A 20,789-nucleotide genomic window follows, 5' to 3' on the forward strand; every position below is an offset into this window, starting at 1 on the left:
TCGTCTCGGTCGTCTCGGTCGTCCTGTCCGTCCCGCTCGCGCCGCTCACGGCGCACCCGGCGGCACGAACGGCAGACCCGCGGGCGCGCCGTCCTCGATCAGCCGCAGCAGCGCGGCGGTGTCGGCGTGCTCCTCCACCAGATCGCCCAGCCGGTCCAGCTGCTCCTCGCGCAGCGCGGCGAAGGAGGTGTCCGGGGCGGGGACGAACGCCCGCCCCGCGTCGGCGGCCACCCGCCGCAGGAACGCACGCCGGAAGCCGTCGCCCTCCAGCGAGCCGTGCCAGTGCGTGCCCCACACCGAGCCGGTGCGGCAGCCGTCCAGGAACGGCTCGTCGCCGCCGGCGACCTCGGCCACACCGTGGTGGATCTCGTATCCCTCCACCCGCTCGCCCAGCGCCTCGCCCACCGGCCGGGCCAGGGTCTTCTCCGCCTCGAAGCGCACCCGCACCGGCAGCAGGCCCAGACCGTCGACCGTTCCGGCGCGCGACTCCACCTCGTCCTCGATCCGCTCGCCCAGCAGCTGGAAGCCGCCGCAGATCCCCAGCACCGGGCGGCCCTCGGCCGCCCTGCGGGCCAGCGCGCCGGCCAGGCCGCGCTCGCGCAGCCAGGCCAGCGCCCGCACGGTGCCGCGGGTGCCCGGCACGATCGCCAGATCGGCGTCGGCCAGTTCCTCGGGCCGGTCGGTGAACCGCACCACCACCCCCGGCTCGGCCGCCAGCGCGTCCACGTCCGTGAAGTTCGACATCAGCGGCACGGGCACCACCGCGACCCGCAGCACGTCGCGGCCGTGCGGCGGCGCGACGGCCGACTCGCGCACCCCTCCGCGCAGCGACAGCCGCAGCCCGTCCTCCTCGTCGATGCCCAGCCCGTGCGCGTAGGGCAGGACGCCCAGCACCGGGCGGCCGGTCAGGCCGCGCAGCATCTCCAGACCGGGTTCCAGGAGCGTGACGTCACCGCGGAACTTGTTGACCAGATAGCCCGCCACCAGCGCCTGGTCCCCGGGCGCCAGCAGGGCGGTGGTGCCGAAGAGGGAGGCGAAGACCCCGCCGCGGTCGATGTCGCCGACCACCACGACCGGAAGCCGGGCGGCGCGCGCCAGGCCCATGTTGACGATGTCGGTGCGCCGCAGGTTGATCTCGGCCGGGCTGCCGGCTCCCTCGCAGATCACCGCGTCGTGGGTGCGGCGCAGTTCGGCCAGGCAGTCGGTGACCGTCTCCAGCAACTCCTCCCGCCCTCCCGCGCGCCGCACCCCGCCAGGGGACGGCGACGGCCCGGCGTCCCCGAAGTAACCGCGCGCGCTCATCTCACCCACCGGCCTGCCCAGCAGCACCACCTGGCTGGAGCGGTCGCCGCCCGGTTTGAGGAGCACGGGGTTCATCAGCGCGCTCGGCTCCACACCGGCCGCGGCGGCCTGCATGGCCTGGGCGCGGCCGATCTCGGCGCCCTCGCGCGTCACGAAGGAGTTCAGCGACATGTTCTGCGCCTTGAACGGCGCCACCTTCACGCCCCTGCGGGCCAGCCAGCGGCAGACGCCCGCCGTGACCACGCTCTTGCCCGCGTCCGAGGTCGTTCCCGCGATCAGCAGCCCGCCGCCCGTCACAGCCCGCCCCCCGATGTCGGCCGCCCCCGCCGCCGCTTCCCCGGCCGTACGGAGCGGGTCTCCCGCAGCGCCCCGGCGGCGCCGCAGACCGCCAGCGCCAGCGCGCACACCCGGCGTGAGAGCCGCACCGCGCGCTCGATGTCCTCCACCCGCACCGGGCGGCCGCCGGCGCCCAGGGCCGGCCGGTGCTCGACGCGCCCGCCGTACGACAGTGTCCCGCCCAGCCGCAGACCCAGCGCACCCGCGAACGCCGCCTCGACCACACCGGCGTTGGGGCTGGGGTGGCGGCGGGCGTCCGCGCGCCAGGCGCGCAGCGCGCCGCGCGGATCGGGGCCGGCGAGCGCGGCCAGCAGCGCGGTCAGCCGGGCGCCGGGCCACCCCGCCACGTCGTCCAGCCGTGCCGAGGCCCAGCCGAAGCGCAGATGGCGCGGTGAGCGGTGACCGACCATCGCGTCCAGGGTGTTGACGGCCCGGAAGCCCGCCAGCCCCGGCACACCGGCGGCCGCTCCCCACACCAGCGCGCCCACCACGGCGTCGGAGGTGTTCTCGGCGACGGACTCGACCACCGCCCGGGCGATGCCGTCGGCGTCCAGCGCCTGCGGGTCGCGCCCGCACAGGTGCGGCAGCCGGGCGCGGGCCGCCTCCAGGTCGCCCGCCTCCAGTGCGGCGGCGATCTCGCGGGCCTCGCGCGCCAGCGTCGTACCGCCGACCACCGCCCAGACGGCGGCGGCCGTGAGGGCGGTACGGGCGGCGGGGGAGCGGCGCACCGCACGGTCCAGCGCCGCCGCGGCCGCCGCGGCGCCGCCCGCGCACACGGCGGTGTACAGCGCACCCGCGCCGCGGTGGTCGCGCCACAGCAGGCGCTCGGCGGCAGCGGCCGCGCGCCCGAAGGCGGCGACGGGGTGCGCGCGGCGCGGATCGCCGGCGATCAGGTCGAGCAGACACCCCAGGACAGCTCCGCACGCGTAGCCCGCGGCCGGAAGGCCGGGGGCGGCGGGGAGGCCGGTGTCCGCCGGAGCGATGGCCGGGGGGAGGGCGTGATCGGCACGCATCGCGTCAGCCGGCCGTCACACCTCGTGCGGAACCGGTGGCGCAGCGGGATGGAGGTGGTGCGGCAGACAGGGTGCCGGGCATGGCGGTATGTCCTCACTCAGGGTCCTCGCCCTGGCTCGACGTGACCGGCGGTGAGAGTCTCCTGGCTCCCGGATCGGCGCCTCCCCCGGCCTTCCAGCCCGATGTGCGGGCCGTGACGCTGGGTGGGGGAGCGCTCCCCGGTGACAGTGGCGGGACCGCGCCGGATTCGCACCGGCTTCCTCTCCTGCCGCCGTTTGGCAACGGGAAGTCCACCACGGCCGGGGAGGCGCGTCAACTCACCCGTGACCTGCGGTGGCGCACTGTGCGCAAGCGCACACGGCGCACGCCGGGGGTGCGCCGGTAGTACGCCGCGGCGCTCGTGTCCCGGGGCGGACCGGGAACGCGGGGAGGGCGCGGTGGGCGCCGGACGAGCCCGGGGAGGCCGTGTACGCCGGGGGAGGCGCCGGGGAGGGCGTAACGAGACCTGAGGGGCCGATCAGGTCTGATCAGGCCGCGATGATGTAGATGCCGTACGCCACCGCGGCCGCGCACAGGGCGTAGCTGGCGTAGGCGCCGACGCGGGCCAGGGCGGAGGAGCCGCCCTGCGACTTGTCGTTGGTGCCCAGGCCGACGATGCCGAGGGTGAACAGGCCCACCAGGCCGACCGTCATCACGAGACTGACGCCGAAGACCTGGCCGAGGGCGGCCCAGTCGATGTCCATGGTGCTTCTTCCTTCGCGGGGCTCGGGCTCAGGGAGCGGAGACGGTGGTCTTCGCCGGCGTGTCGGAGGCCTTCTCGGCCTCCTCCATGGCGGCGGTGGGCGGCGGGGCGACGGCCTGCACCGCGGCCGTGACCACGCCCGCGTCCTCCGCCTCGGCCGGCTCGACGTCGTTGACGTTGGTGTGGTCGACCGGCTCCCGGCGGGAGGCGAACCAGATGGCGGCGATGGCGGCGACGGAGACGATGGCGACCACGGTGACACCCCAGTCGCCCTGGACGGCCAGCAGCGCGGAGCCCGCGGCGATCAGACCGGCGGCCGGGAGGGTCAGGCCCCAGGCGGCGACCATGCGGCCGGCGGTGCTCCAGCGGACCACACCGCCCTTGCGGCCCAGGCCGCAGCCCATGATCGAGCCGGAGCAGACCTGCGTGGTGGAGAGCGCGAAGCCCAGGTGGGAGGAGGCCAGGATGGTGACGGCCGAGCTGGTCTGGGCGGCGAAGCCCTGTGCCGGGCGGATGTCGGTCAGGCCCTTGCCCATGGTGCGGATGATCCGCCAGCCGCCCAGGTAGGTGCCCAGCGCGATGGCGATACCGGCCGAGGCGATGACCCACAGCGGCGGGTCGGCGTCGGCGCCGAGCACGCCGCCGGAGATCAGCGCGAGGGTGATGACACCCATCGTCTTCTGCGCGTCGTTGGTGCCGTGGGCCAGGGAGACCAGGCCGGCCGAGGCGATCTGCCCGGCGCGGTAGCCCTTGGCGACCTGCCCCTCCTCGGCGTTGCGGCTGATCCGGTAGGTCAGCCTGGTCGCGAGCATGGCCGCGATGCCGGCGACCAGGGGCGCGACGAGGGCCGGGATCAGCACCTTCATGAAGACGGCGCCGATGGAGACGGCGCCGATGCCGACGGCGGCGATCGTGGCACCGAGGAGACCGCCCATGAGGGCGTGCGAGGAGCTGGAGGGGAGCCCGGCCAGCCAGGTCAGCAGGTTCCACAGGATCGCGCCGACCAGCCCCGCGAAGATCACCGCGGGTTCGATGCCGGAGTCCTCGTTGATGAGGCCTTTGGAGATCGTCGCGGCGACCTCGACCGAGATGAAGGCGCCGATGAGGTTGAGGACCGCCGACATCGCCACCGCGGTCTTGGGCTTGAGCGCCCCGGTGGAAATGGTGGTGGCCATGGCGTTGGCCGTGTCGTGGAAACCGTTGGTGAAGTCGAACACCAAGGCCGTGACGATCACGATCCCGATGAGAAGCGTGATGTTTTCCATTCACCCAGGCAATCGGTCGAGGGGGCAAGTACTCGGCGAAGGTAAGGATGCCGGATGAACGCAAGGTGAACTGGGAACGGCGTCACGGTGTCTCGTGTGGCCTGTGTGCGCAGGGTCGCACGGTGCGGTAAGGGCCCGCCCCCGCGCGCTCCGGCGCACCGCCCGCCCCGGCACGGGCCCGCCGCCGTTAGAGTGCCCCGCCGGAGGTGGTGCGGATGCGGTCGGCCTGGGCGGACGCTTGGAGGGAACTGGTGGCCACGGCCCGCCGGACGGTGGCGGACGGTCTGGTCGTGGGCACCTCGGGCAACGTGTCGGTGCGGGTCGGCGACACCGTACTGGTCACCCCCAGCGGCATCGCGTACGACCGCCTCGGTCCGGACGAACCGTGCGCCGTCGACCTGGACGGCCGGCCGGTGGCCGGCGACCTCGTGCCCACCAGCGAGCTGCCGATGCACCTGGCGGTGTACCGCTCCACCGGTGCCGCGGCGATCGTCCACACCCACGCCGTGCACGCCACCGCCGTCTCCACCCTCGTCGACGAACTCCCGGCGGTCCACTACATGGCCGCGGCCCTGGGGGGCCCGGTCCGCGTGGCGCCGTACGCCACCTACGGCAGCGAGGAGCTGGCCGCCCACGCGCTGGAGGCACTGCGCGACCGCAGCGGCTGCCTGCTGCGCAACCACGGCACGCTCGTGTACGCCGACAGCCTCGGCCGGGCGTACGACGACACCGCCCAGCTGGAGTGGATGTGCCGGGTCTGGCTCGCCGCCGCCTCCGTGCCCGGCCGCACCCCGTCCCTGCTGCCGCCCGGGGAGCTGGACCGCGTCGCCGAGCGGCTGCGCGGCTACGGGCAGCACGGCCGGCCCGCCCGCGCCGAGCCGCCCGGCACCCGCTCGCCCCGGGACGGATGACGCCGCGCGGGCGGGGTACGAGGTGGGCGACACCGGCGCCGGCGGCGCCGGGCGGGGGAGCCGGTCCCGGCCCGTCCCCGCTCACCCGCCGGAGCCCGCCCGCTGGCCCCGGCGGCACCACGCCGCCATCCTTGGAGACGATGAGTCTGCGCAGAACGGCGGCCCTGACCGCCCTCACCACGCTCGGTGCCGGAGCGGCCGCTGTCGTGGCCGGCCGGTACGCGGCCACCGCCGCCCTCAGGCCGTCCTCCGGGCACTCCCTGCCCGCCGGCTTCGAGGGTCCGCAGCTGACCGTCCACGCCACCGCGGCGGGGCAGGTCACCCTGACCCGGTCCCTCATCTCCCAGCTCCCCGGCACCTACGCCCTCACCGGCCCCGGCCGGCACGCCGTCGTCGGAACCGTGCTCGACATCCCCTCCTCCGCCGACACCGTCGTACGGCGCCTGGAGCGGGTGGACCGCGGACGGCTCGCCACCGGGGACCGGGTGCGGCTGACCCCGCAGCTCCACACCGGAAACCCCGGGGACGCGCTGGGGCTGGAGTACGCGGACGTGGAGGTGCCCGGCGAGCTCGGCCCCCTGCCCGCCTGGTACCTGCCCGCCCTGCGCGACGTGTGGATCATCGCCGTGCACGGTCTGGGCGCCACGCGCGAGCACCCCATGAACGTCCTGCCCTTCCTGAACGCCATGGGCGTCCCCGTGCTCGTCCCCGCCTACCGGGGCGATCCCGGGGCGCCCCGGTCGCCCGACGGCACCGTGCACCTGGGCGACTCCGAGTGGCGCGACCTCGACGCGGCCATCCGCCACGCCCTGGGCCGCGGCGCCCGCGGCATCGTGCTGTACGGCTGGTCCACCGGGGCCACCATGGCGCTGCGGGCCGCCGCCGAGTCCCCGGTCCGCGACTTCCTCACCGGGCTGATCCTGGACTCGCCCGTGCTCGACTGGAGGGCCACCCTGCGCGCCCTGGCGGGCGCCCGCCACATCCCCGCCCCCCTGCTGCCGCTGGCGGTGCGCGCCGCGCAGGGCCGCGCCCGGCTCCACCCGGACCTCCACTCCGAGCTGAGCGACCCCGGCGAGCTGCGGCTGCCCACGCTCGTCCTGCACGGCCCGGACGACGCCGTCGCACCCTGGGGACCCTCCCGCGAACTGGCCGAACGGCGCCCGGACCTGGTCTCGCTGCACATCGTCGGACAGGCTCCGCACGCCGCCATGTGGAACGCCGATCCGCAGGGCTACCAGGAGGCGCTGCGCCGCTTCCTCACTCCGCTCATGTGAGGCGCCGCGACCGGCGTTTGGGCTTTCGGGCCGTCATCAACAACACTGCTCCCGTGACGTCCCGTACCCCGCGAGACACCCGGCTGCGCCTCGTATCCCGTCAGCCTCTAGCCGCCGCGCGCCGAGCCGTGGGCGCGCGCCGCCGGCGGAGCGCGCCCAGGCCCCCCGAGGGAGTGCCCCCACGCGACCAACTCGCCCGTCAGGCACGGGCCTGCCTCAGCGAGGCGGTGCGCCTGGCCCGCTGGGCCGACGGCACCGGCCTGTCGCCGGTGGCGGCCGCCGAGCGGGTGGCCGGGGAACTGCGGATACCGGCGGAGCAGATCCCCGTCCACTGGGACCGCGCCCGGCTCGCCGGACTCATCGAACTGCACGACGGCACCGCCATGCCCGGCTGGCGGCTGCGCGCCTGGGACCGCGACGACTCGGCCGTGCTGCGCGGCTGGGTCGCCCTCTTCGACGCCTGGTCGCTGGCCCACCCCGCGCCCGAGGGCGCGGACCCCGGGGCGGTGGGGGAGGTGGTCGTGGCGGCCCCGCAGTTCCTGTCGGTGATGCACCTGTCCTCCGGCCCGGTGACCGTGCCGGCCCTGCTGGACCTGCTGAGGCGGCGCATCGCGGAGATCCGTGCCGAGCGCGACGGCGCGGCGTCCCCGGCGGGGCCGCCCGGCCCTGTCGGGGACGCGGACGACTGCCTGCCCGCGCTCCTGGACTGGGCCCTGGACGGCCTCGCCGCCGTCGGAGCCCTCACCCGCTGCGCCGAGGACGACCGGGGCCGGCCCGGGCAGGCGGTGCTCACCCCGCTGGGCAACTGGGCGGTGTGGGTGAAGCTGGAGCAGATCTGCGTCGCGGCCCAGAGCCCGGCGGGGAACATCGAGCAGCACGCCGAGGACATGCTGCGCGGCTGTGCCAGGCTCTCGCCCGGTGAGGCCCGTGCCGAGTACCGGGCCTGGCTGGCCGCACGCCCCACCGGCCCGGCCGTCGCCGAACTGATCGAGGCCGCCCGCGGCGACGACGCACTCATCCGCGGTCTGGCCTTCGAGGCGCTGCGCGCCGTGGGCGCCCCCGCGGAGTCCGCCGTCCGCGAGGCGGCCGGCGAGCCCGTCCTGCGCCCCTACGCCCTGCTCTGGCTCGCCGAGCACGACGGCGCGGACCCGGCGGACCTGGCGAACGGCGCCCCCGGCGTCCTGACCCGGGAGGAGGCCACCTGGCTGTGGGTGGACACCGCCGCGGCCGTCGCCGACCACGGGGAGGGAAAGGTGCTGGTGGAGCACCTGGACTCGGCCGTGCAGAACACCGTCCCCGAGCTTTTGGACGCGGTCCGCGCCACCGGCCACCCCCGTACCGTCCAGGTCCTGGTCGCGCTCGCCGCGGCCCACCCGGACCCGGTGCTGGCCAGGGCCGTGCGCCGTGCGGCCTTCCAGGTCCACACCGGCGAGGTGTGACGGGCGGCCGCGGCCCGGGCGGTCCCGCCGTCCCGGCCGCGGAAATCCGGTTGCGCGCCGCCGTTAGACTGGGCGCATGGTGAACCTCCTCGTGCATTAGCGGCGTACGCCCGTCTCCCAGCCCCCGACCGACGACGTACGTACGTCCACCCTGCCCAGGAGTATTTTCCGTGATCACCGCCACCGGAGTAGAGCTGCGCGCCGGCGCCCGGATCCTCATCGAGTCCGCCTCCTTCCGCATCGCCAGGGGCGACCGCATCGGACTGGTCGGACGCAACGGGGCGGGCAAGACCACCCTGACCCGCTGCCTGGCCGGCGAGGGCGCCCCCGCGGCCGGGACGATCACCCGCACCGGTGAGGTCGGCTACCTGCCCCAGGACCCGCGCACCGGCGACCTCGACGCCCTCGCCCGCGACCGCATCCTGTCCGCCCGCGGTCTGGACACCGTGCTGCGCAGGATGCGCGAGAACGAGGACCGGATGGCGAACGGCCAGGGCGCCACCCGTGAGAAGGCGATGAGGAAGTACGAGCGGCTGGAGACGGAGTTCCTCACCAAGGGCGGCTACGCCGCCGAGGCCGAGGCCGCCACCATCGCCGCCAGCCTCGGTCTGCCCGACCGGGTGCTCGGCCAGCCGCTGCACACCCTCTCCGGCGGCCAGCGGCGCCGGGTGGAACTCGCCCGCATCCTCTTCTCGGACGCCGACACCCTGCTGCTGGACGAGCCGACCAACCACCTCGACGCCGACTCGATCGTCTGGCTGCGCGACTTCCTGAAGACCTACCGCGGCGGCTTCGTCGTCATCTCCCACGACGTCGACCTGGTGGAGACGGTCGTCAACAAGGTCTTCTACCTCGACGCCAACCGCTCGGGCATCGACATCTACAACATGGGCTGGAAGCAGTACCTGACCCAGCGCGAGGCCGACGAGAAGCGGCGCAGGCGCGAGCGGGCCAACGCCGAGAAGAAGGCCGCGGCCCTCAACGCCCAGGCCGACAAGATGCGCGCCAAGGCCACCAAGACGGTGGCCGCCCAGAACATGGCCCGCCGGGCCGAGCGGCTGCTGGCCGGACTGGAGGGGGAGCGGCAGGCCGACAAGGTCGCCAAGCTGCGCTTCCCCGACCCCGCGCCCTGCGGCAAGACCCCGCTGATGGCCGAGGAGCTGTCCAAGTCCTACGGCTCGCTGGAGATCTTCACCGACCTCTCGCTCGCCATCGACAAGGGCTCCCGCGTGGTCATCCTCGGCCTCAACGGCGCGGGCAAGACCACCTTGCTGCGGCTTCTGGCCGGGGTGGAGAAGCCCGACACCGGCCGGGTGGTCGCGGGCCACGGACTGAAGCTCGGTTACTACGCGCAGGAGCACGAGACGCTCGACGGCGACCGCACGGTCCTGGAGAACATGCGCTCGGCCGCCCCGGACATGGACCTGGTCGACATCCGCAAGACGCTGGGCTCCTTCCTGTTCTCCGGCGACGACGTGGACAAGCCCGCGCGGGTGCTCTCCGGCGGAGAGAAGACCCGGCTGGCGCTGGCCACGCTGGTGGTCTCCTCGGCCAACGTGCTGCTGCTGGACGAGCCGACCAACAACCTCGACCCCGCCAGCCGGGAGGAGATCCTGGGCGCCCTGCGCACCTTCACCGGCGCGGTGGTGCTGGTCACCCACGACGAGGGCGCGGTGGACGCGCTCCAGCCGGAGCGGATCATCCTGCTGCCCGACGGTGTGGAGGACCTGTGGGGCGAGGAGTACGCGGACCTCGTGGCGCTCGCCTGAGCGGAGCCGGCCGCGGCGCCTTCGGTGCCCGCCCGCCGCGCAGGAACATCTGTCCCGGCCCTGCCCCCGGTCCCGTCTGCGCCACGGCCCGGCCACGCCGCGAGCGCGTAGTGATCACACCGTTCTGGATCATTCGGCCGATGCTTGATCCATCATCTGAGTGAGATCGGCTCGTATTCCGGCGCGGTCGGGTGTCGATGGCGCCGGGGGTGTGGCATAGACCTCCCATTCCCTGCGCTTGAACCCCGGTCGACGCTCTGACCTGCTCTTTCCCCGCTCCGCAGGGAAGCGCGCACCACGAGAGAGCCATGGAAAGCCCCACTCCGGGGCCCTTGGGTCCTTGTCCGGCCGCCGAGGACGTTTTACGGACCTTGTCGAATGGGTGGCCAGAAAACCGGCAAGGGGTGATCATGAGAGTCCAGAGCGCACTTCCCATGAGGAGGCACGGGTGGCCGAGACTCTGAAGAAGGGCAGCCGGGTGACCGGCGCCGCGCGCGAGAAGCTCGCGGCTGACCTCAAGAAGAAGTACGACTCCGGTGCGAGCATCCGGGCGCTGGCCGAGGAGACCGGCCGCTCCTATGGATTCGTGCACCGGATGCTCAGCGAGTCCGGCGTGACCCTGCGCGGTCGCGGCGGCGCCACGCGGGGCAAGAAGACCGCGACGTCCTGAGACCCAGGGTGTCCCGAGGGGCGCCACCCGGTCGGCCATCCGGTCGGCCGGGTGGTTACTCTTCAGTCACTTGACAGTCGTCCGACTGCGGACTGCCCCGGGAGACCCTCATGACCCTGCTCGACAAGGACGGAGTACGGCTCGTCGCGGACGGTGCCGTGGCCACGGTCACGCTCGACCGCCCGGCCAAGCGCAACGCCCAGACGTTCGCGATGTGGCGCGCCCTGGCCGAGGCCGGGAGGCTGCTGCCCGGTGAGATCCGCGTCGTCGTCCTGCGCGGAGAGGGGCAGTCCTTCTCCGCCGGGCTCGACCGGCAGGCCTTCACCCCCGAGGGCTTCGACGGCGAGCCGTCCTTCATCGACCTGGCGCGCGGTTCCGACGCCGAGGTCGACACGGCCATCGCCGGTTACCAGGAGGCCTTCACCTGGTGGCGGCGCAACGACGTCGTGAGCATCGCCGCCGTCCAGGGGCATGCCGTCGGCGCGGGCTTTCAGCTCGCGCTCGCCTGTGACCTGCGGGTGTGCGCCGACGACGTGCAGTTCGCGATGCGCGAGACCAGCCTCGGGCTGGTCCCCGATCTCACCGGCACCCACCCGCTCGTCTCCCTGGTCGGGTACGCCCGCGCGCTGGAGATCTGCGCCACGGGCCGCTTCGTGCGCGCCGAGGAGGCCGAGCGGACCGGCCTGGCCAACCTCGTGGTGCCCGCCGCGGAGCTGGAGGCCGCCACCGCGGATCTGGCCGCGGCACTGCTCGCCGCCCCGCGCGACGCGGTGATCGAGACCAAGTCGCTGCTGCGCGGCGCGGGGGACCGCACCTACGACGAGCAGCGCGCCGCCGAGCGCGCGGCCCAGACGCGCAGGCTGCGCGACCTGGCCGGCATCGGCGACTGACCGCTCTCACCCCGGGCCCCGCACCACCTCCGTCACCACGGCCGCGACCGTGACGGGCCCGGGGGCGCCGGCCGCCGCGGCCCGTGCCGCCGCGGCGCGGACCGCGCGTGCCACATCGAGCGCACGGTGGTCCGCCGCGGCCGCGAACTGGACCCGCACATGGCGTCCGGGGGCCGCGCCGGCCCCGTCGCCGGGTCCGGTGTCCACGATCCGCAGCGCCCGGGCCGCGCCCCCCAGCTCGGGGGCCAGCCGTGTCACGCCCGCGACGGCCAGCGCCGCGGCGCCGACCGGGGTCCCGGCCTCTCCGGTGTCCGTGGTCTCCCCGGCGCCGTTTAGCTCCCCGGAGGGCTCCTCGGGCCGGGGCCCGTCGTCCGGCCCGTCCAGCAGTCCGGTGATTTGCAGGTCCACCGCCGCCACCACCAGCCCCAGGCGCCTGTCGGCCGCTTCGGCCAGGGTCGAGCGCAGTCGCTCGGCCGCCACCGGCAGCGGCTCCCGGGCATCGGCCTCGAACTCCGCGGAGATCCTGACCGGGCCGGGCGGAAGGGCGCTGGGGGGCATCGGTACGGCCGGCCTCCCACCCGCGCCGGGCTCGGCCGGGGAGAGCCGCAGCGTGCCCGGCCGCACCCCCGGCAGCCCGGCCGCCGCCTGCCGCAGCACACCGGCCGCCGCCCGCTCCGCGATCCAGGCGCCGTCCTCCGCCCCGCCCAGCGGAAGCAGGCGTCCGAAGCCGATCTGCCGCCGTACGGCCTGAGCCAACCGGTCCGTGGCCATGGTCTGCGCTCCTCTCCCGGCCCCGGTGCCTGTCCCGCAGGGCCGTTCGGTGCCCCGCCGGCGCTTTCCGGGGTTCTCCCTCCAACGGTGCCCAGCCTTGCGCCACGGGCTTCGCTCGGCCGTGTCCTTCCTCCATGTGGCGGTGCGCTCATGAGGCAAAAGGGGGCGATCGTGTCTAGCGTGGAGATATCAGGACGAAGTGTTCCTTTGTCGAAGGCAAGGGGTGACGGAAATGACCGAGACCACCCAGCAGAACCGTTCAGGCCCTTCCGGCGGACGGCTCGGTGAGGGGCGGGGCGCGAGCGACCCGCGTGTGCGCGGGAAGACCACGATCGCCGACGGTGTGGTGGCGAAGATCGCCGGGATGGCCGCCCGCGAGGTCGACGGTGTCCACGCGATGGGCGCCGGCATGAGCCGGACCATCGGCGCGGTGCGCGACCGCGTCCCCGGCGGTGGTGGCGGTGGCGGTTCGTCCGTCACCCGAGGGGTGAAGGTCGAGGTCGGCGAGACCCAGGCGGCGATCGACCTGGACATCGTGGTCGAGTACGGCGTGTCGATCACCGACGTGGCGAGCGATGTGCGCGAGAACGTCATCGGCTCGATCGAGCGGATGACCGGACTGGAGGTCGTCGAGGTCAATGTCACGGTCGACGACGTCAACCTGCCCGACGAGGGCCAGGAGGAAGAGCAGCCGGAGAGGCCGCGGCTGCAGTAGTGCACCGCGGGCCGCAGGGGCCCGGCGGCGCGGGAAGCTGAGGAGCGCACGATGAGCATGGCCGCAGTCGGCTTGATCGCAGGCATGGCGCTGGGCTTCGCCGGATACTTCGGCGGCTTCTGGGCCTTCCTCCTGGTGGCGGTACTGGGCGTGGTCGGTTTCGTCGCCGGCCGGGTCCTGGACGGCGATCTGGAGCCGGGAGAGATCTTCCGCTCCGGCGGCGGACGGCGGTGACCGGTGGCGCAGGAATTCCGCAGGGCGGAGATCTCCTGGGTGCCCGCGGCCGAGCGGGGGGCGACGAGGATCGCCGACCGGGTCGTCGCCAAGATCGCCGCGCGGGCCGCCCGCGAGGCACTGGAGGAGGACCCCGAGGCGTCCGGGGCGCCGCGTACGGGAAAGGACCCGCGGGCGAAGGTCGCCGTCCGCCGACCTGTCGGCCGGAACGGGCCGAACGGCGAGGCCCGGGTGGTGGTCGCGGTCGAACTTCCCTACCCCTGCGACATCGGCGCACGGTGCGGTTCGGTGCGCGGAAGAGTCGCCTCGCGGGTGCGGGAACTGGCCGGTATGGCGGTCCGGCAGGTGACCGTCGAGGTCACACGGCTGCACACGGGCCCGTTCGGCCGGAGCGGAGGGAGGGTGCGGTGAGGGCACGATGAGCCACGACGCCCGGCGGCAGCCGGCCCCGAAGAGCGCCGCCGGCGCGGACCCGGACGGTGTGGAACCGTCCGCGCCGGAGCCCGCCGGTGCGGACGGCGGCCGGTACGACGGGGGCGGCGGAGGCGGGAGCACCCGGCGCTTCTGGTCGGCCCGGCGGGTGCCGGCCGCGATCGTGGCACTGGTCCTGGCCGTCGCGGCGGCCGTGCTCCTGTACGAGGCCGTCGCCGCGAGCATCGACAAGTCCCCCTCCGCGTGGCGGCGCGAGACCACCGCGGACCTGGCCGCCCGGCCGCTCGACGACCCCTGGGCGATCGCCGGCGCGGCGCTCGCGGTTCTGCTGGGGCTGTGGCTGGTCGTGCTGGCGGTCACCCCCGGGCTGCGCGGTCTGCTGCCGATGCGCGGTGGTTCCTCCGACGGGGTCCGGGTGCGTGCCGGACTGGAGAGATCCGCCGCTGAGGCGGTACTGCACGACCGGCTGCTGGACGTGCCCGGGGTGCGGTCGGTCCGGGTGAACGCGGGGCGGCACCGGATCAAGGTGCGGGCACGGGCCCACTTCCGGCCCCTGGAGGATGTGCGGGGAGATCTGGAAAGGGTCGCGGAGGAGGGCGTGCGGCAGCTCGGGCTCGCCCGCAGGACGCGGCGGTCGGTCCGGGTGCGGCGCCCGGAGAAGGGCTGAGGAAGGGCGAGGTGGACCGGATGCTCACGGTGGTGAACCGGATCCTGCTGGGGCTGGCCGGACTGGCGCTGCTGGTGCTGGGACTGGCGGCCCTGGTGGGAGGGCTCGACCTCCAGCGGCGCTGGGGTTTCGACATGCCCCGGGACCTTTTCCGGGGCGGGCCGGACGAGGTGCTGCTCGGGCGTGGGGAACCCGCCTGGTGGCGGGACGCGGACTGGTGGCGGTGGCTGCTGGTGATCGGTGTGCCGGCCGCCGCGCTCCTGCTCGCCCTGTGGTGGCTTTCGGCGCAGCTGTGGCGGCAGCGGCCGGACACCGTGCTGGTCGACAGCGGCGACGGTTACGGCGCCCTGGTCGGGACACGGACCCTGGAGGACGCCGTGGCCGGGGAGGCCGGGGCCCTGCCGGGCGTGGAACGGGCCCGGGTGAGGCTGGGCCGCCGCCGCACCGGGGTGCGGGCCCGGGTCGCACTGGCTGTGGCCGCCCACGCGAGCCCCGCCGAGGTCCTCGCACGCGTGCGGGACGAGGCGCTGGAGAACGCCCGTGTCTCGGCGGGCCTGGGGAAACTGACCGCGGAGGTCCGGCTGCGCTCGGCGCGGCAGCGGGTCTGGTGAACGGGCTGAGGCGGTGCCCCGCCGGTCACCCTCACCGCCACCGCCCCCACCGCCGTCCCCTCAGGCACGTGCCGGGGACGGCGGTGGGGGGCTGGGGGCAGTCCGGCCGGAAAGGTCAGAAGCCGCGGCGGGCGCCGCCGTCGACCGGGAACATCACCCCGGTGACGTACGAGGCGGCGGGGGAGAGCAGGAACGCCGCCGCCCTGCCGAACTCCTCCGGAGTGCCGTAGCGGCGCAGTGGGATCGCGGCCGAGATCCGCTCGCGGGCGGCGCCGGCGTCCCCGGTCATGGCGTCCAGGCTGCGTACCCGGTCGGTGTCGATACGGCCCGGCAGCAGTCCGACGACCCGGATGCCGCGCGGCCCCACCTCGTCGGCCAGCGACTTCGCGAAACCGGCCAGCCCCGGACGCAGTCCGTTGGAGACCGTCAGGCCGGGGATCGGCTCGTGCACCGAGCCGGAGAGGACGAAGCCGATCACCCCGCCCTCGCCCAGTCGCGCGGCCGCGGTGCGGGCCAGCCGCACCGCGCCGAGGAAGACCGTCTCGAAGGCCGACTGCCACTGGTCGTCGGTGACCGTCTCGTGGGAGCCGGCCGGCGGCCCGCCGACGCTGACCAGCACCCCGTCCAGGCGACCGTGGCGCTCGTGGGCCGCCGTCACCAGACGGTCGGCCGCGGCCGGGTCGGCGTTGTCCGCCACCATGCCGAAGACGTCACCGCCCAGCCGTCCGGCGGCCTCGGCCACCGTCTCGTCGCTCCGGCCTGTGATGATCACCTTCGCGCCGTCGGCGGCCAGCTCCCGTGCGGTGGCGAAGCCCAGCCCGCGGGTGGCACCGGTGACGAGGTACACCCTGTCCTGAAGTCCGAGATCCATGGGGATCAGTCTGCCGGTCGTTCCGCCGCCCCGGCAGTGGAGGGGGTCGGAACGGGGCGCCCGGGCGAGGTTCCGCCGCCCGTCTCCCCGCCCGTACGCCCTTTCGGGGAGTCCTCCGCACCGGAACCCCCCGCCAGACGGTCCCGGCGCTCGCGGCGTACCAGTACCACCCAGCCGACGGGGACGGCGGCGGCGAACAGCCACCACTGGAACGCGTACGCCAGATGCGGGCCGATGCCGCTGTGGTCCGGCTCGGGAAGGCGTTCGGGCTGCTCGCCGGAGGGCTCCGGCGAGGTCTCCTCCAGTGCGACGTAGCCGCCCAGGACCGGCCGGTCCAGCTCCTGGGCCATCCGTGCGCTGTCGATCAGCATCACCTGGCGGGGCGGCAGCCCCTGCTTGTCCTTGACGCCGCCGCCGGCCTTCTCGTCGGCCATCAGCCGCCCGGTCACGGTGACCTCGCCGGAGGGAGGGGCCGGCACCTCGGGGAACTTCGTCAGGTCGTCGCCCGCCGGGATCCAGCCCCGGTTGACCAGCACGGCCGTGCCGTCCCCGCGGACCAGCGGGGTCAGGACGTGGTAGCCGATGTTCCGGCCGTCCCCGCCGGTGCGCTGGCGCACGACCGTCTCGCCGCCGGTGTCGTAGACGCCGGTCGCCGTCACCCTGCGGTACCGGTCGGCGTCGGAGGGCCCGCGGCCCGGAGCCGCCAGCTCCCCCACGGGCACCGGACCGGCGGCCAGGCTCTCGGCCACCAGCTCGTTGCGTTCCACCCGGTCCTCGTGCTTGTGGAGCTGCCAGAAGCCGAGTCTGACCATGCCCGGGATCAGCAGGAGCGCGACGAGGGTGAGCACCACCCACTGCCGGGACAGCAGGAAGCGGTACGCGGAAGCGGACGGTGCGGACGATACGGGCGGCACAGTCATCGACGGTACCCCGCCGGCCGTCACTCCTCCGGAGCGGGGGCCACCTCCCGCAGCAGCTGGGTGAAGGCCGCCTCGTCGATCACCGGGGTGCCGAAGGCACGCGCCTTGGCCACCTTGGAGGTGCCGGAGTCGGGGTCGTTGGTGACCAGGAGACTGGTGAGGCGCGAGACGCTGCCGGAGATGTGGAGCCCGGCCTCGACGGCCCGGTCCTCCAGCAGCTCACGGTCCACGGAGGTGTCCCCGGAGATCGCCACCCGCATGCCCTGGACCAGCGGCCTGCCCGGCGCGTAACGGCCGGGGTTGGGGTACGGGCAGGGGGGACGCCTGCGAGAGGGGCGCCAGCTGCCCGCGTAGGGCCGCGAGTCCCGCCCGCCGAAGGCGCCGGAGGAGGCGGTGCCCGGGGAGACGATGGAGTCGGTCCACTCGGTCAGCGGCCGGCAGGCCAGCAGGGGCAGGCGTATGCGGTCGGCGGCCGCCAGGTGCAGGCTCGGCCGGAACGTCTCGGCCAGCACCCGGGCGTCGTCCAGCGCGTGGTGCGCCCGGCGCTGGACGACGCCGTAGTGCGCGGCGAGGGTCTCCAGCCGGTGGTTGGCCAGCGGCAGGTCCAGCTCCTTGGACAGGGCGATGGTGCACAGCCGCTGCCGCACGGGGACCGTCAACCGGGCACGGGCGTACTCGCGGGCGATCATCGACCAGTCGAAGACCGCGTTGTGCGCGACCAGCACCCGGCCCCGCAGCCGCTCGGCGAACTCCTCGGCGATCTGCGGGAAGAGCGGGGCGTCGGCCAGCATCTCGCTCGTCAGTCCGTGTATCCAGGTCGGGCCGGGGTCCCGCTGCGGATTGACCGGGGTGTACCAGTGGTCGATCACATCACCCCGCGCGTCCAGCCGGTAGACGGCCGCGGAGACTATGCGGTCGTCCCGGGCGAGCCCCGTGGTCTCCACGTCCACCACCGCGTAGGCGTCGGGGTATTCGGTGGGCCAGGCCGGGGTGCTGGGCTGCGCTGCGGGCCGCGCTTCGGCCGCCGACTGGTCATCGAGCATGGTTCCAGAGAATACGGGCCGCCACTGACACCTTCGCATCACCGCAGGCCACCACGGGTGGGCCGAGCTGCTGACGAGCCGTCTCGCATACTTGTCGGTAACAAGGTCTGGCCGTCGGCCCCTGGCGGTCCTATGGTGCGTCCATGCCGAGCGTGCCGAACCTCCCCGACGTCGTGCTGTGGTCCATCCCCGCCTTCCTGCTGCTGACGGTCCTGGAGATGGTCAGCCACCGCCTGCACCCCGAGGGGCCGGACGGCCCCGTCGCGGGCTACGAGGCCAAGGACGCCGCCACCAGCATCTCCATGGGCCTGGGCAGCCTCTTCTTCGACGCCCTGTGGAAGATCCCGATCGTGGCGGTCTACTCGGCGGTCTACGCGCTCACCCCGCTGCGGATCCCCGTCGAGTGGTGGACCCTGCTGCCGATGCTCCTCGCGCAGGACTTCTTCTACTACTGGTCCCACCGCGGCCACCACGTCATCCGCATCCTGTGGGCCTGCCACGTGGTGCACCACTCCAGCCGGAAGTTCAACCTCACCACCGCGCTGCGCCAGCCCTGGACGTCCCTGACCGGCTGGCCGTTCTACCTGCCGCTGATCCTCCTCGGCATGCACCCGGCCGCGCTCGCCTTCTGCCACTCGGTCAACCTGGTCTACCAGTTCTGGATCCACACCGAGCGGATCGGCAGACTGCCGGGGCCGGTCGAGTACGTCTTCAACACGCCCTCGCACCACCGGGTCCACCACGCCTCCCAGGGCGGTTACCTGGACCGCAACTTCGGCGGGATCCTCATCGTGTGGGACCGGCTCTTCGGCTCCTTCGCGCCCGAGGCCGAGCCGTGCGTCTACGGGCTCACCAAGAACATCGACACCTACAACCCGCTGCGCGTGGCCACCCACGAGTACGCGGCGATCGCCCGGGACCTGCGGGCGGCGCGCGACTGGCGCGAGGCCGCCGGGCGGCTCTTCCGCGGGCCCGGCTGGCAGCCGCCGGTGCCGGGACCCGTCTTCGGAACCGCATCCACGGCCCCCGGAGCCGCCCCGGACGCGTCGCGGACGGCGGAGACGGCGGAGACGGCCGGGACCGCGGAAGGGGCCGGGCCCACAGGGCCCGGCCCCTCGGTCCCCGCCGCTTCCTGACGGGCCGCCGGATTCGCGGCGGGAGCGCCGCCCGGTTACTCGACGGCGTCCAGGGCGTCGACGATGCCGTGGCCGTAGAAGCCGTTGACGCGCTTGCCGCCCTCGCAGGTGGAGTCCTCGACCCCGTTGCCGTCCGGGTCGTAGGTCTCCGGGCAGCCGGGGTTGTCCGCCTGCGCCTTCATCATGAGCTGGAGCATCGCCGGGCTCGCCCAGGGGTGCCTGCTCTTGAGTAGCGCCGCCACGCCCGCGACGTGCGGGCTGGCCATCGAGGTGCCCTGCAGGAAGGCGTAGGAGTCGTTCGGCATGGTCGACAGGATCCGGCCGTTGCCCGACGGGGTGTCCGGGGTCTGGAACCGGTCGCCGCCCGGCGCCGCCACATCGGCGACGCGGTGCCCGTAGCTGGAGTAGTAGGACTTCAGGTCCTGCACGCCCGTGGCCGTCACCGTCACCACGCCCGGCAACTGGGTGGGCAGGTCCAGGCACTCCGACGGGTCGATGGTGCGCTCGACCGGGGTGGTGTCGTTCGGGCTGGAGCCGTCGGCGATCGCGTCCGAGGCGAGGTCGTGGTTGGAGTTGCCGGCCGAGGCGATGTGCAGCGTGCCCCTGCGCTCGGCGTGGCGCGCGGCCCGGCGGACCGCCTCCACGACCGCCCCCTGGTCGGCGTCGTCCTCGCAGTTGTACAGGTACGGGTCGACGTAGTAGCTGTTGTTGGTGATCTCCACGCCCTTGTCGGCCGCGAAGACGAACGCGCAGATCACGGCCTCCGGGTAGAAGAGGCTGGTGTCGGGCTCGCTCACCTTGATGGAGGAGACCCTAACGCCCGGCGCGACGCCCGCCACGCCGACGCCGTTGCGCGCCGCGGCGATGGAACCCGCGACGTGCGTGCCGTGGTAGTCGCCGTCGGTGTACGGCCGCCAGGCGCCCTCGGAGGTGTCGGCCACCCCGCCGACGCAGTTCGCCGACTGGCCCGCCGAGAAGTTCGGGGCCAGATCCGGGTGGGTGTCGTCCACACCGGTGTCGATGACCGCGACGGTGACCTTGTCGCTGCCCGGGTTGACCTTCGCGGCCTCGTCCGCGCGGATGGCGCGCAGGCCCCACAGGTCGGCCTCCATCGGCTCGCCCTCGGCGGCGGCCGTGGCCGCGCTGGTGCGGGCCGGCTCCGCCACGTACTGCGGGGCGCCGACCTCGGTGGTGCCCGCCGCCCTGAGCGGCGCGGTGCGGGTGGCCCCGGCGGAGTGCACGCCGCGCACCTCGCGCATCCGCTCGGCGAAGCCGGGGTCCGCCGAGTGGACGACGATCACGCCGATGTCCCGGTGGGTGACGACGACCGTGCCGCCGGCCCTGGCTATCTCCCGCTCCACCCGCCTGATCGTGCCGGGGCGGGAGGAGGTGTTGACCACGTACGACAGCCGCTCGCCGTCCGCGGCCGCCGTCGCGGCCGCCGGGACGCCGGCTTCCTGCGCCAGCGCCGTTCCGGCGCCCGGAAGCAGGGCCAGGGAGGCGGTCAGCGCCAGCCCGACCGGCATCGCGATGGCGCGGCGTCGGCTGGAGGGTCTCGATGCCATGGGTTCTCCGTGTCTGTGTGAACGTCCGTGTGAACGCAGGGGTCTCAACAAGCCGTCCGGTTACCGGATTTGACCGTACGGATGTATGACGACGGAAGCTATCGCTCACACGGGGGGAGCGGCAATGGCCGAACCTCCGGCCGGACACCGAGTACCCGTTCCCACCGTGGCGTCCTCGGCGGACGGCGCGGGCGTCGCGTACGCTGCGAGGC

Annotated in this window: 21 protein-coding genes and 1 riboswitch; of the genes, 12 read left to right on the forward strand and 9 right to left on the reverse strand. The window is 74.3% G+C overall.

Translation table 11 applies throughout. From position 1 onward, the window contains the following. Positions 1-45: 45 nt before the first annotated feature. The 4 genes from IQ279_RS02570 to IQ279_RS02585 form a co-directional block, all read right to left on the reverse strand. On the reverse strand, positions 46-1,599 hold the full coding sequence (locus tag IQ279_RS02570) for a cobyric acid synthase (protein WP_206346573.1): 1,554 nt from the start codon (positions 1,597-1,599) through the stop codon (positions 46-48). Beyond that, positions 1,596-2,651 carry a cobalamin biosynthesis protein gene (locus tag IQ279_RS02575; RefSeq protein WP_206346574.1) on the reverse strand — a complete coding sequence of 352 codons (1,056 nt, stop codon included), beginning with the start codon at positions 2,649-2,651 and terminating at the stop codon, positions 1,596-1,598. The genes IQ279_RS02570 and IQ279_RS02575 overlap by 4 nt, the downstream gene beginning before the upstream one ends. A 137-nt stretch (positions 2,652-2,788) precedes the next feature. Beyond that, positions 2,789-2,914, reverse strand: a riboswitch (cobalamin riboswitch). A gap of 265 nt (positions 2,915-3,179) precedes the next feature. Then, positions 3,180-3,395: a hypothetical protein gene (locus tag IQ279_RS02580; protein WP_206346575.1), complete on the reverse strand. Its 216-nt coding sequence runs from the start codon at positions 3,393-3,395 to the stop codon at positions 3,180-3,182. Positions 3,396-3,423: 28 nt separating this feature from the next. Next, the gene (locus tag IQ279_RS02585) at positions 3,424-4,659 is read right to left on the reverse strand and encodes an inorganic phosphate transporter (RefSeq protein ID WP_206346576.1); all 1,236 of its coding nucleotides are present in this window, start codon (positions 4,657-4,659) and stop codon (positions 3,424-3,426) included. Between the two features lie 215 nt (positions 4,660-4,874). Here IQ279_RS02585 and IQ279_RS02590 point away from each other — a divergent pair, with 215 nt between their 5' ends. The 6 genes from IQ279_RS02590 (at position 4,875) to IQ279_RS02615 (ending at position 11,612) form a co-directional block, all read left to right on the forward strand. Next, the gene (locus tag IQ279_RS02590) at positions 4,875-5,570 is read left to right on the forward strand and encodes a class II aldolase/adducin family protein (RefSeq protein ID WP_206346577.1); all 696 of its coding nucleotides are present in this window, start codon (positions 4,875-4,877) and stop codon (positions 5,568-5,570) included. Positions 5,571-5,710: 140 nt separating this feature from the next. After that, positions 5,711-6,844: an alpha/beta hydrolase gene (locus IQ279_RS02595; protein WP_206346578.1), complete on the forward strand. Its 1,134-nt coding sequence runs from the start codon at positions 5,711-5,713 to the stop codon at positions 6,842-6,844. Positions 6,845-6,897: 53 nt separating this feature from the next. Next, on the forward strand, positions 6,898-8,283 hold the full coding sequence (locus tag IQ279_RS02600; RefSeq protein ID WP_206346579.1) for a hypothetical protein: 1,386 nt from the start codon (positions 6,898-6,900) through the stop codon (positions 8,281-8,283). 170 nt (positions 8,284-8,453) lie between these two features. Further along, positions 8,454-10,052, forward strand: a complete 1,599-nt coding sequence (locus IQ279_RS02605; RefSeq protein WP_206346580.1) for an ABC-F family ATP-binding cassette domain-containing protein — start codon at positions 8,454-8,456, stop codon at positions 10,050-10,052. Positions 10,053-10,500: 448 nt separating this feature from the next. Beyond that, positions 10,501-10,722 carry a helix-turn-helix domain-containing protein gene (locus IQ279_RS02610; RefSeq protein WP_175540892.1) on the forward strand — a complete coding sequence of 74 codons (222 nt, stop codon included), beginning with the start codon at positions 10,501-10,503 and terminating at the stop codon, positions 10,720-10,722. Between the two features lie 110 nt (positions 10,723-10,832). Then, entirely contained in the window at positions 10,833-11,612 is a 780-nt protein-coding gene (locus IQ279_RS02615; protein WP_206346581.1) for an enoyl-CoA hydratase/isomerase family protein, read from the forward strand. Positions 11,613-11,618: 6 nt separating this feature from the next. Here the strand turns inward: IQ279_RS02615 and IQ279_RS02620 are convergent, their stop codons facing one another. After that, positions 11,619-12,383, reverse strand: a complete 765-nt coding sequence (locus IQ279_RS02620) for a nucleopolyhedrovirus P10 family protein (RefSeq protein ID WP_206346582.1) — start codon at positions 12,381-12,383, stop codon at positions 11,619-11,621. Between the two features lie 232 nt (positions 12,384-12,615). Between IQ279_RS02620 and IQ279_RS02625 the strand changes: the two genes are divergently transcribed. From IQ279_RS02625 to IQ279_RS02645, 5 genes are read left to right on the forward strand one after another with little or no spacing between them, the layout of a single operon-like run. Next, positions 12,616-13,098 (forward strand): Asp23/Gls24 family envelope stress response protein, encoded by a 483-nt coding sequence (locus IQ279_RS02625; RefSeq protein ID WP_206346583.1) that lies wholly within the window; start codon positions 12,616-12,618, stop codon positions 13,096-13,098. Positions 13,099-13,149: 51 nt separating this feature from the next. Next, positions 13,150-13,332, forward strand: a complete 183-nt coding sequence (locus IQ279_RS02630; protein WP_206346584.1) for a hypothetical protein — start codon at positions 13,150-13,152, stop codon at positions 13,330-13,332. Between the two features lie 3 nt (positions 13,333-13,335). Next, complete coding sequence (locus IQ279_RS02635; RefSeq protein WP_307792055.1) at positions 13,336-13,743, forward strand: hypothetical protein; 408 nt, start codon at positions 13,336-13,338, stop codon at positions 13,741-13,743. Between the two features lie 7 nt (positions 13,744-13,750). Further along, the gene (locus tag IQ279_RS02640; RefSeq protein WP_206346585.1) at positions 13,751-14,431 is read left to right on the forward strand and encodes a DUF6286 domain-containing protein; all 681 of its coding nucleotides are present in this window, start codon (positions 13,751-13,753) and stop codon (positions 14,429-14,431) included. Positions 14,432-14,451: 20 nt separating this feature from the next. Continuing rightward, positions 14,452-15,042: an alkaline shock response membrane anchor protein AmaP gene (locus IQ279_RS02645; protein WP_206346686.1), complete on the forward strand. Its 591-nt coding sequence runs from the start codon at positions 14,452-14,454 to the stop codon at positions 15,040-15,042. A 115-nt stretch (positions 15,043-15,157) separates the two neighbouring features. On the opposite strand, the gene IQ279_RS02650 is transcribed toward IQ279_RS02645, so the two are convergent. From IQ279_RS02650 to IQ279_RS02660, 3 genes are read right to left on the reverse strand one after another with little or no spacing between them, the layout of a single operon-like run. Next, complete coding sequence (locus tag IQ279_RS02650; protein ID WP_206346586.1) at positions 15,158-15,913, reverse strand: SDR family oxidoreductase; 756 nt, start codon at positions 15,911-15,913, stop codon at positions 15,158-15,160. Positions 15,914-15,918: 5 nt separating this feature from the next. Beyond that, the gene (locus tag IQ279_RS02655) at positions 15,919-16,833 is read right to left on the reverse strand and encodes an SURF1 family cytochrome oxidase biogenesis protein (RefSeq protein ID WP_206346587.1); all 915 of its coding nucleotides are present in this window, start codon (positions 16,831-16,833) and stop codon (positions 15,919-15,921) included. A gap of 20 nt (positions 16,834-16,853) precedes the next feature. After that, a complete protein-coding gene (locus IQ279_RS02660; RefSeq protein ID WP_206346588.1) occupies positions 16,854-17,876 on the reverse strand; it encodes a DEDDh family exonuclease in 1,023 nt (340 codons plus the stop codon). Positions 17,877-18,019: 143 nt separating this feature from the next. On the opposite strand from IQ279_RS02660, the gene IQ279_RS02665 reads away from it, so the two are divergent. Further along, positions 18,020-19,012 carry a sterol desaturase family protein gene (locus IQ279_RS02665; protein WP_206346589.1) on the forward strand — a complete coding sequence of 331 codons (993 nt, stop codon included), beginning with the start codon at positions 18,020-18,022 and terminating at the stop codon, positions 19,010-19,012. Between the two features lie 35 nt (positions 19,013-19,047). Here IQ279_RS02665 and IQ279_RS02670 read toward each other — a convergent pair whose 3' ends face one another. After that, a complete protein-coding gene (locus IQ279_RS02670; RefSeq protein WP_206346590.1) occupies positions 19,048-20,577 on the reverse strand; it encodes a S8 family peptidase in 1,530 nt (509 codons plus the stop codon). Positions 20,578-20,789: the final 212 nt, after the last annotated feature.

This window comes from Streptomyces verrucosisporus (assembly GCF_017114865.1).
Lineage (GTDB): Bacteria > Actinomycetota > Actinomycetes > Streptomycetales > Streptomycetaceae > Streptomyces > Streptomyces fenghuangensis.

Bases quoted from the DNA above. Each gene is read 5' to 3' on its own strand.
- IQ279_RS02665 (WP_206346589.1), top strand. From the start codon at position 18,020: ATGCCGAGCGTGCCGAACCTCCCCGACGTCGTGCTGTGGTCCATCCCC.
- IQ279_RS02615 (WP_206346581.1), top strand. From the start codon at position 10,833: ATGACCCTGCTCGACAAGGACGGAGTACGGCTCGTCGCGGACGGTGCC.
- IQ279_RS02575 (WP_206346574.1), bottom strand. From the start codon at position 2,651: ATGCGTGCCGATCACGCCCTCCCCCCGGCCATCGCTCCGGCGGACACC.
- IQ279_RS02620 (WP_206346582.1), bottom strand. From the start codon at position 12,383: ATGGCCACGGACCGGTTGGCTCAGGCCGTACGGCGGCAGATCGGCTTC.
- IQ279_RS02625 (WP_206346583.1), top strand. From the start codon at position 12,616: ATGACCGAGACCACCCAGCAGAACCGTTCAGGCCCTTCCGGCGGACGG.
- IQ279_RS02650 (WP_206346586.1), bottom strand. From the start codon at position 15,913: ATGGATCTCGGACTTCAGGACAGGGTGTACCTCGTCACCGGTGCCACC.
- IQ279_RS02630 (WP_206346584.1), top strand. From the start codon at position 13,150: ATGAGCATGGCCGCAGTCGGCTTGATCGCAGGCATGGCGCTGGGCTTC.
- IQ279_RS02645 (WP_206346686.1), top strand. From the start codon at position 14,452: ATGCTCACGGTGGTGAACCGGATCCTGCTGGGGCTGGCCGGACTGGCG.
- IQ279_RS02670 (WP_206346590.1), bottom strand. From the start codon at position 20,577: ATGGCATCGAGACCCTCCAGCCGACGCCGCGCCATCGCGATGCCGGTC.
- IQ279_RS02585 (WP_206346576.1), bottom strand. From the start codon at position 4,659: ATGGAAAACATCACGCTTCTCATCGGGATCGTGATCGTCACGGCCTTG.
- IQ279_RS02580 (WP_206346575.1), bottom strand. From the start codon at position 3,395: ATGGACATCGACTGGGCCGCCCTCGGCCAGGTCTTCGGCGTCAGTCTC.
- IQ279_RS02655 (WP_206346587.1), bottom strand. From the start codon at position 16,833: ATGACTGTGCCGCCCGTATCGTCCGCACCGTCCGCTTCCGCGTACCGC.
- IQ279_RS02595 (WP_206346578.1), top strand. From the start codon at position 5,711: ATGAGTCTGCGCAGAACGGCGGCCCTGACCGCCCTCACCACGCTCGGT.
- IQ279_RS02640 (WP_206346585.1), top strand. From the start codon at position 13,751: ATGAGCCACGACGCCCGGCGGCAGCCGGCCCCGAAGAGCGCCGCCGGC.
- IQ279_RS02660 (WP_206346588.1), bottom strand. From the start codon at position 17,876: ATGCTCGATGACCAGTCGGCGGCCGAAGCGCGGCCCGCAGCGCAGCCC.
- IQ279_RS02590 (WP_206346577.1), top strand. From the start codon at position 4,875: ATGCGGTCGGCCTGGGCGGACGCTTGGAGGGAACTGGTGGCCACGGCC.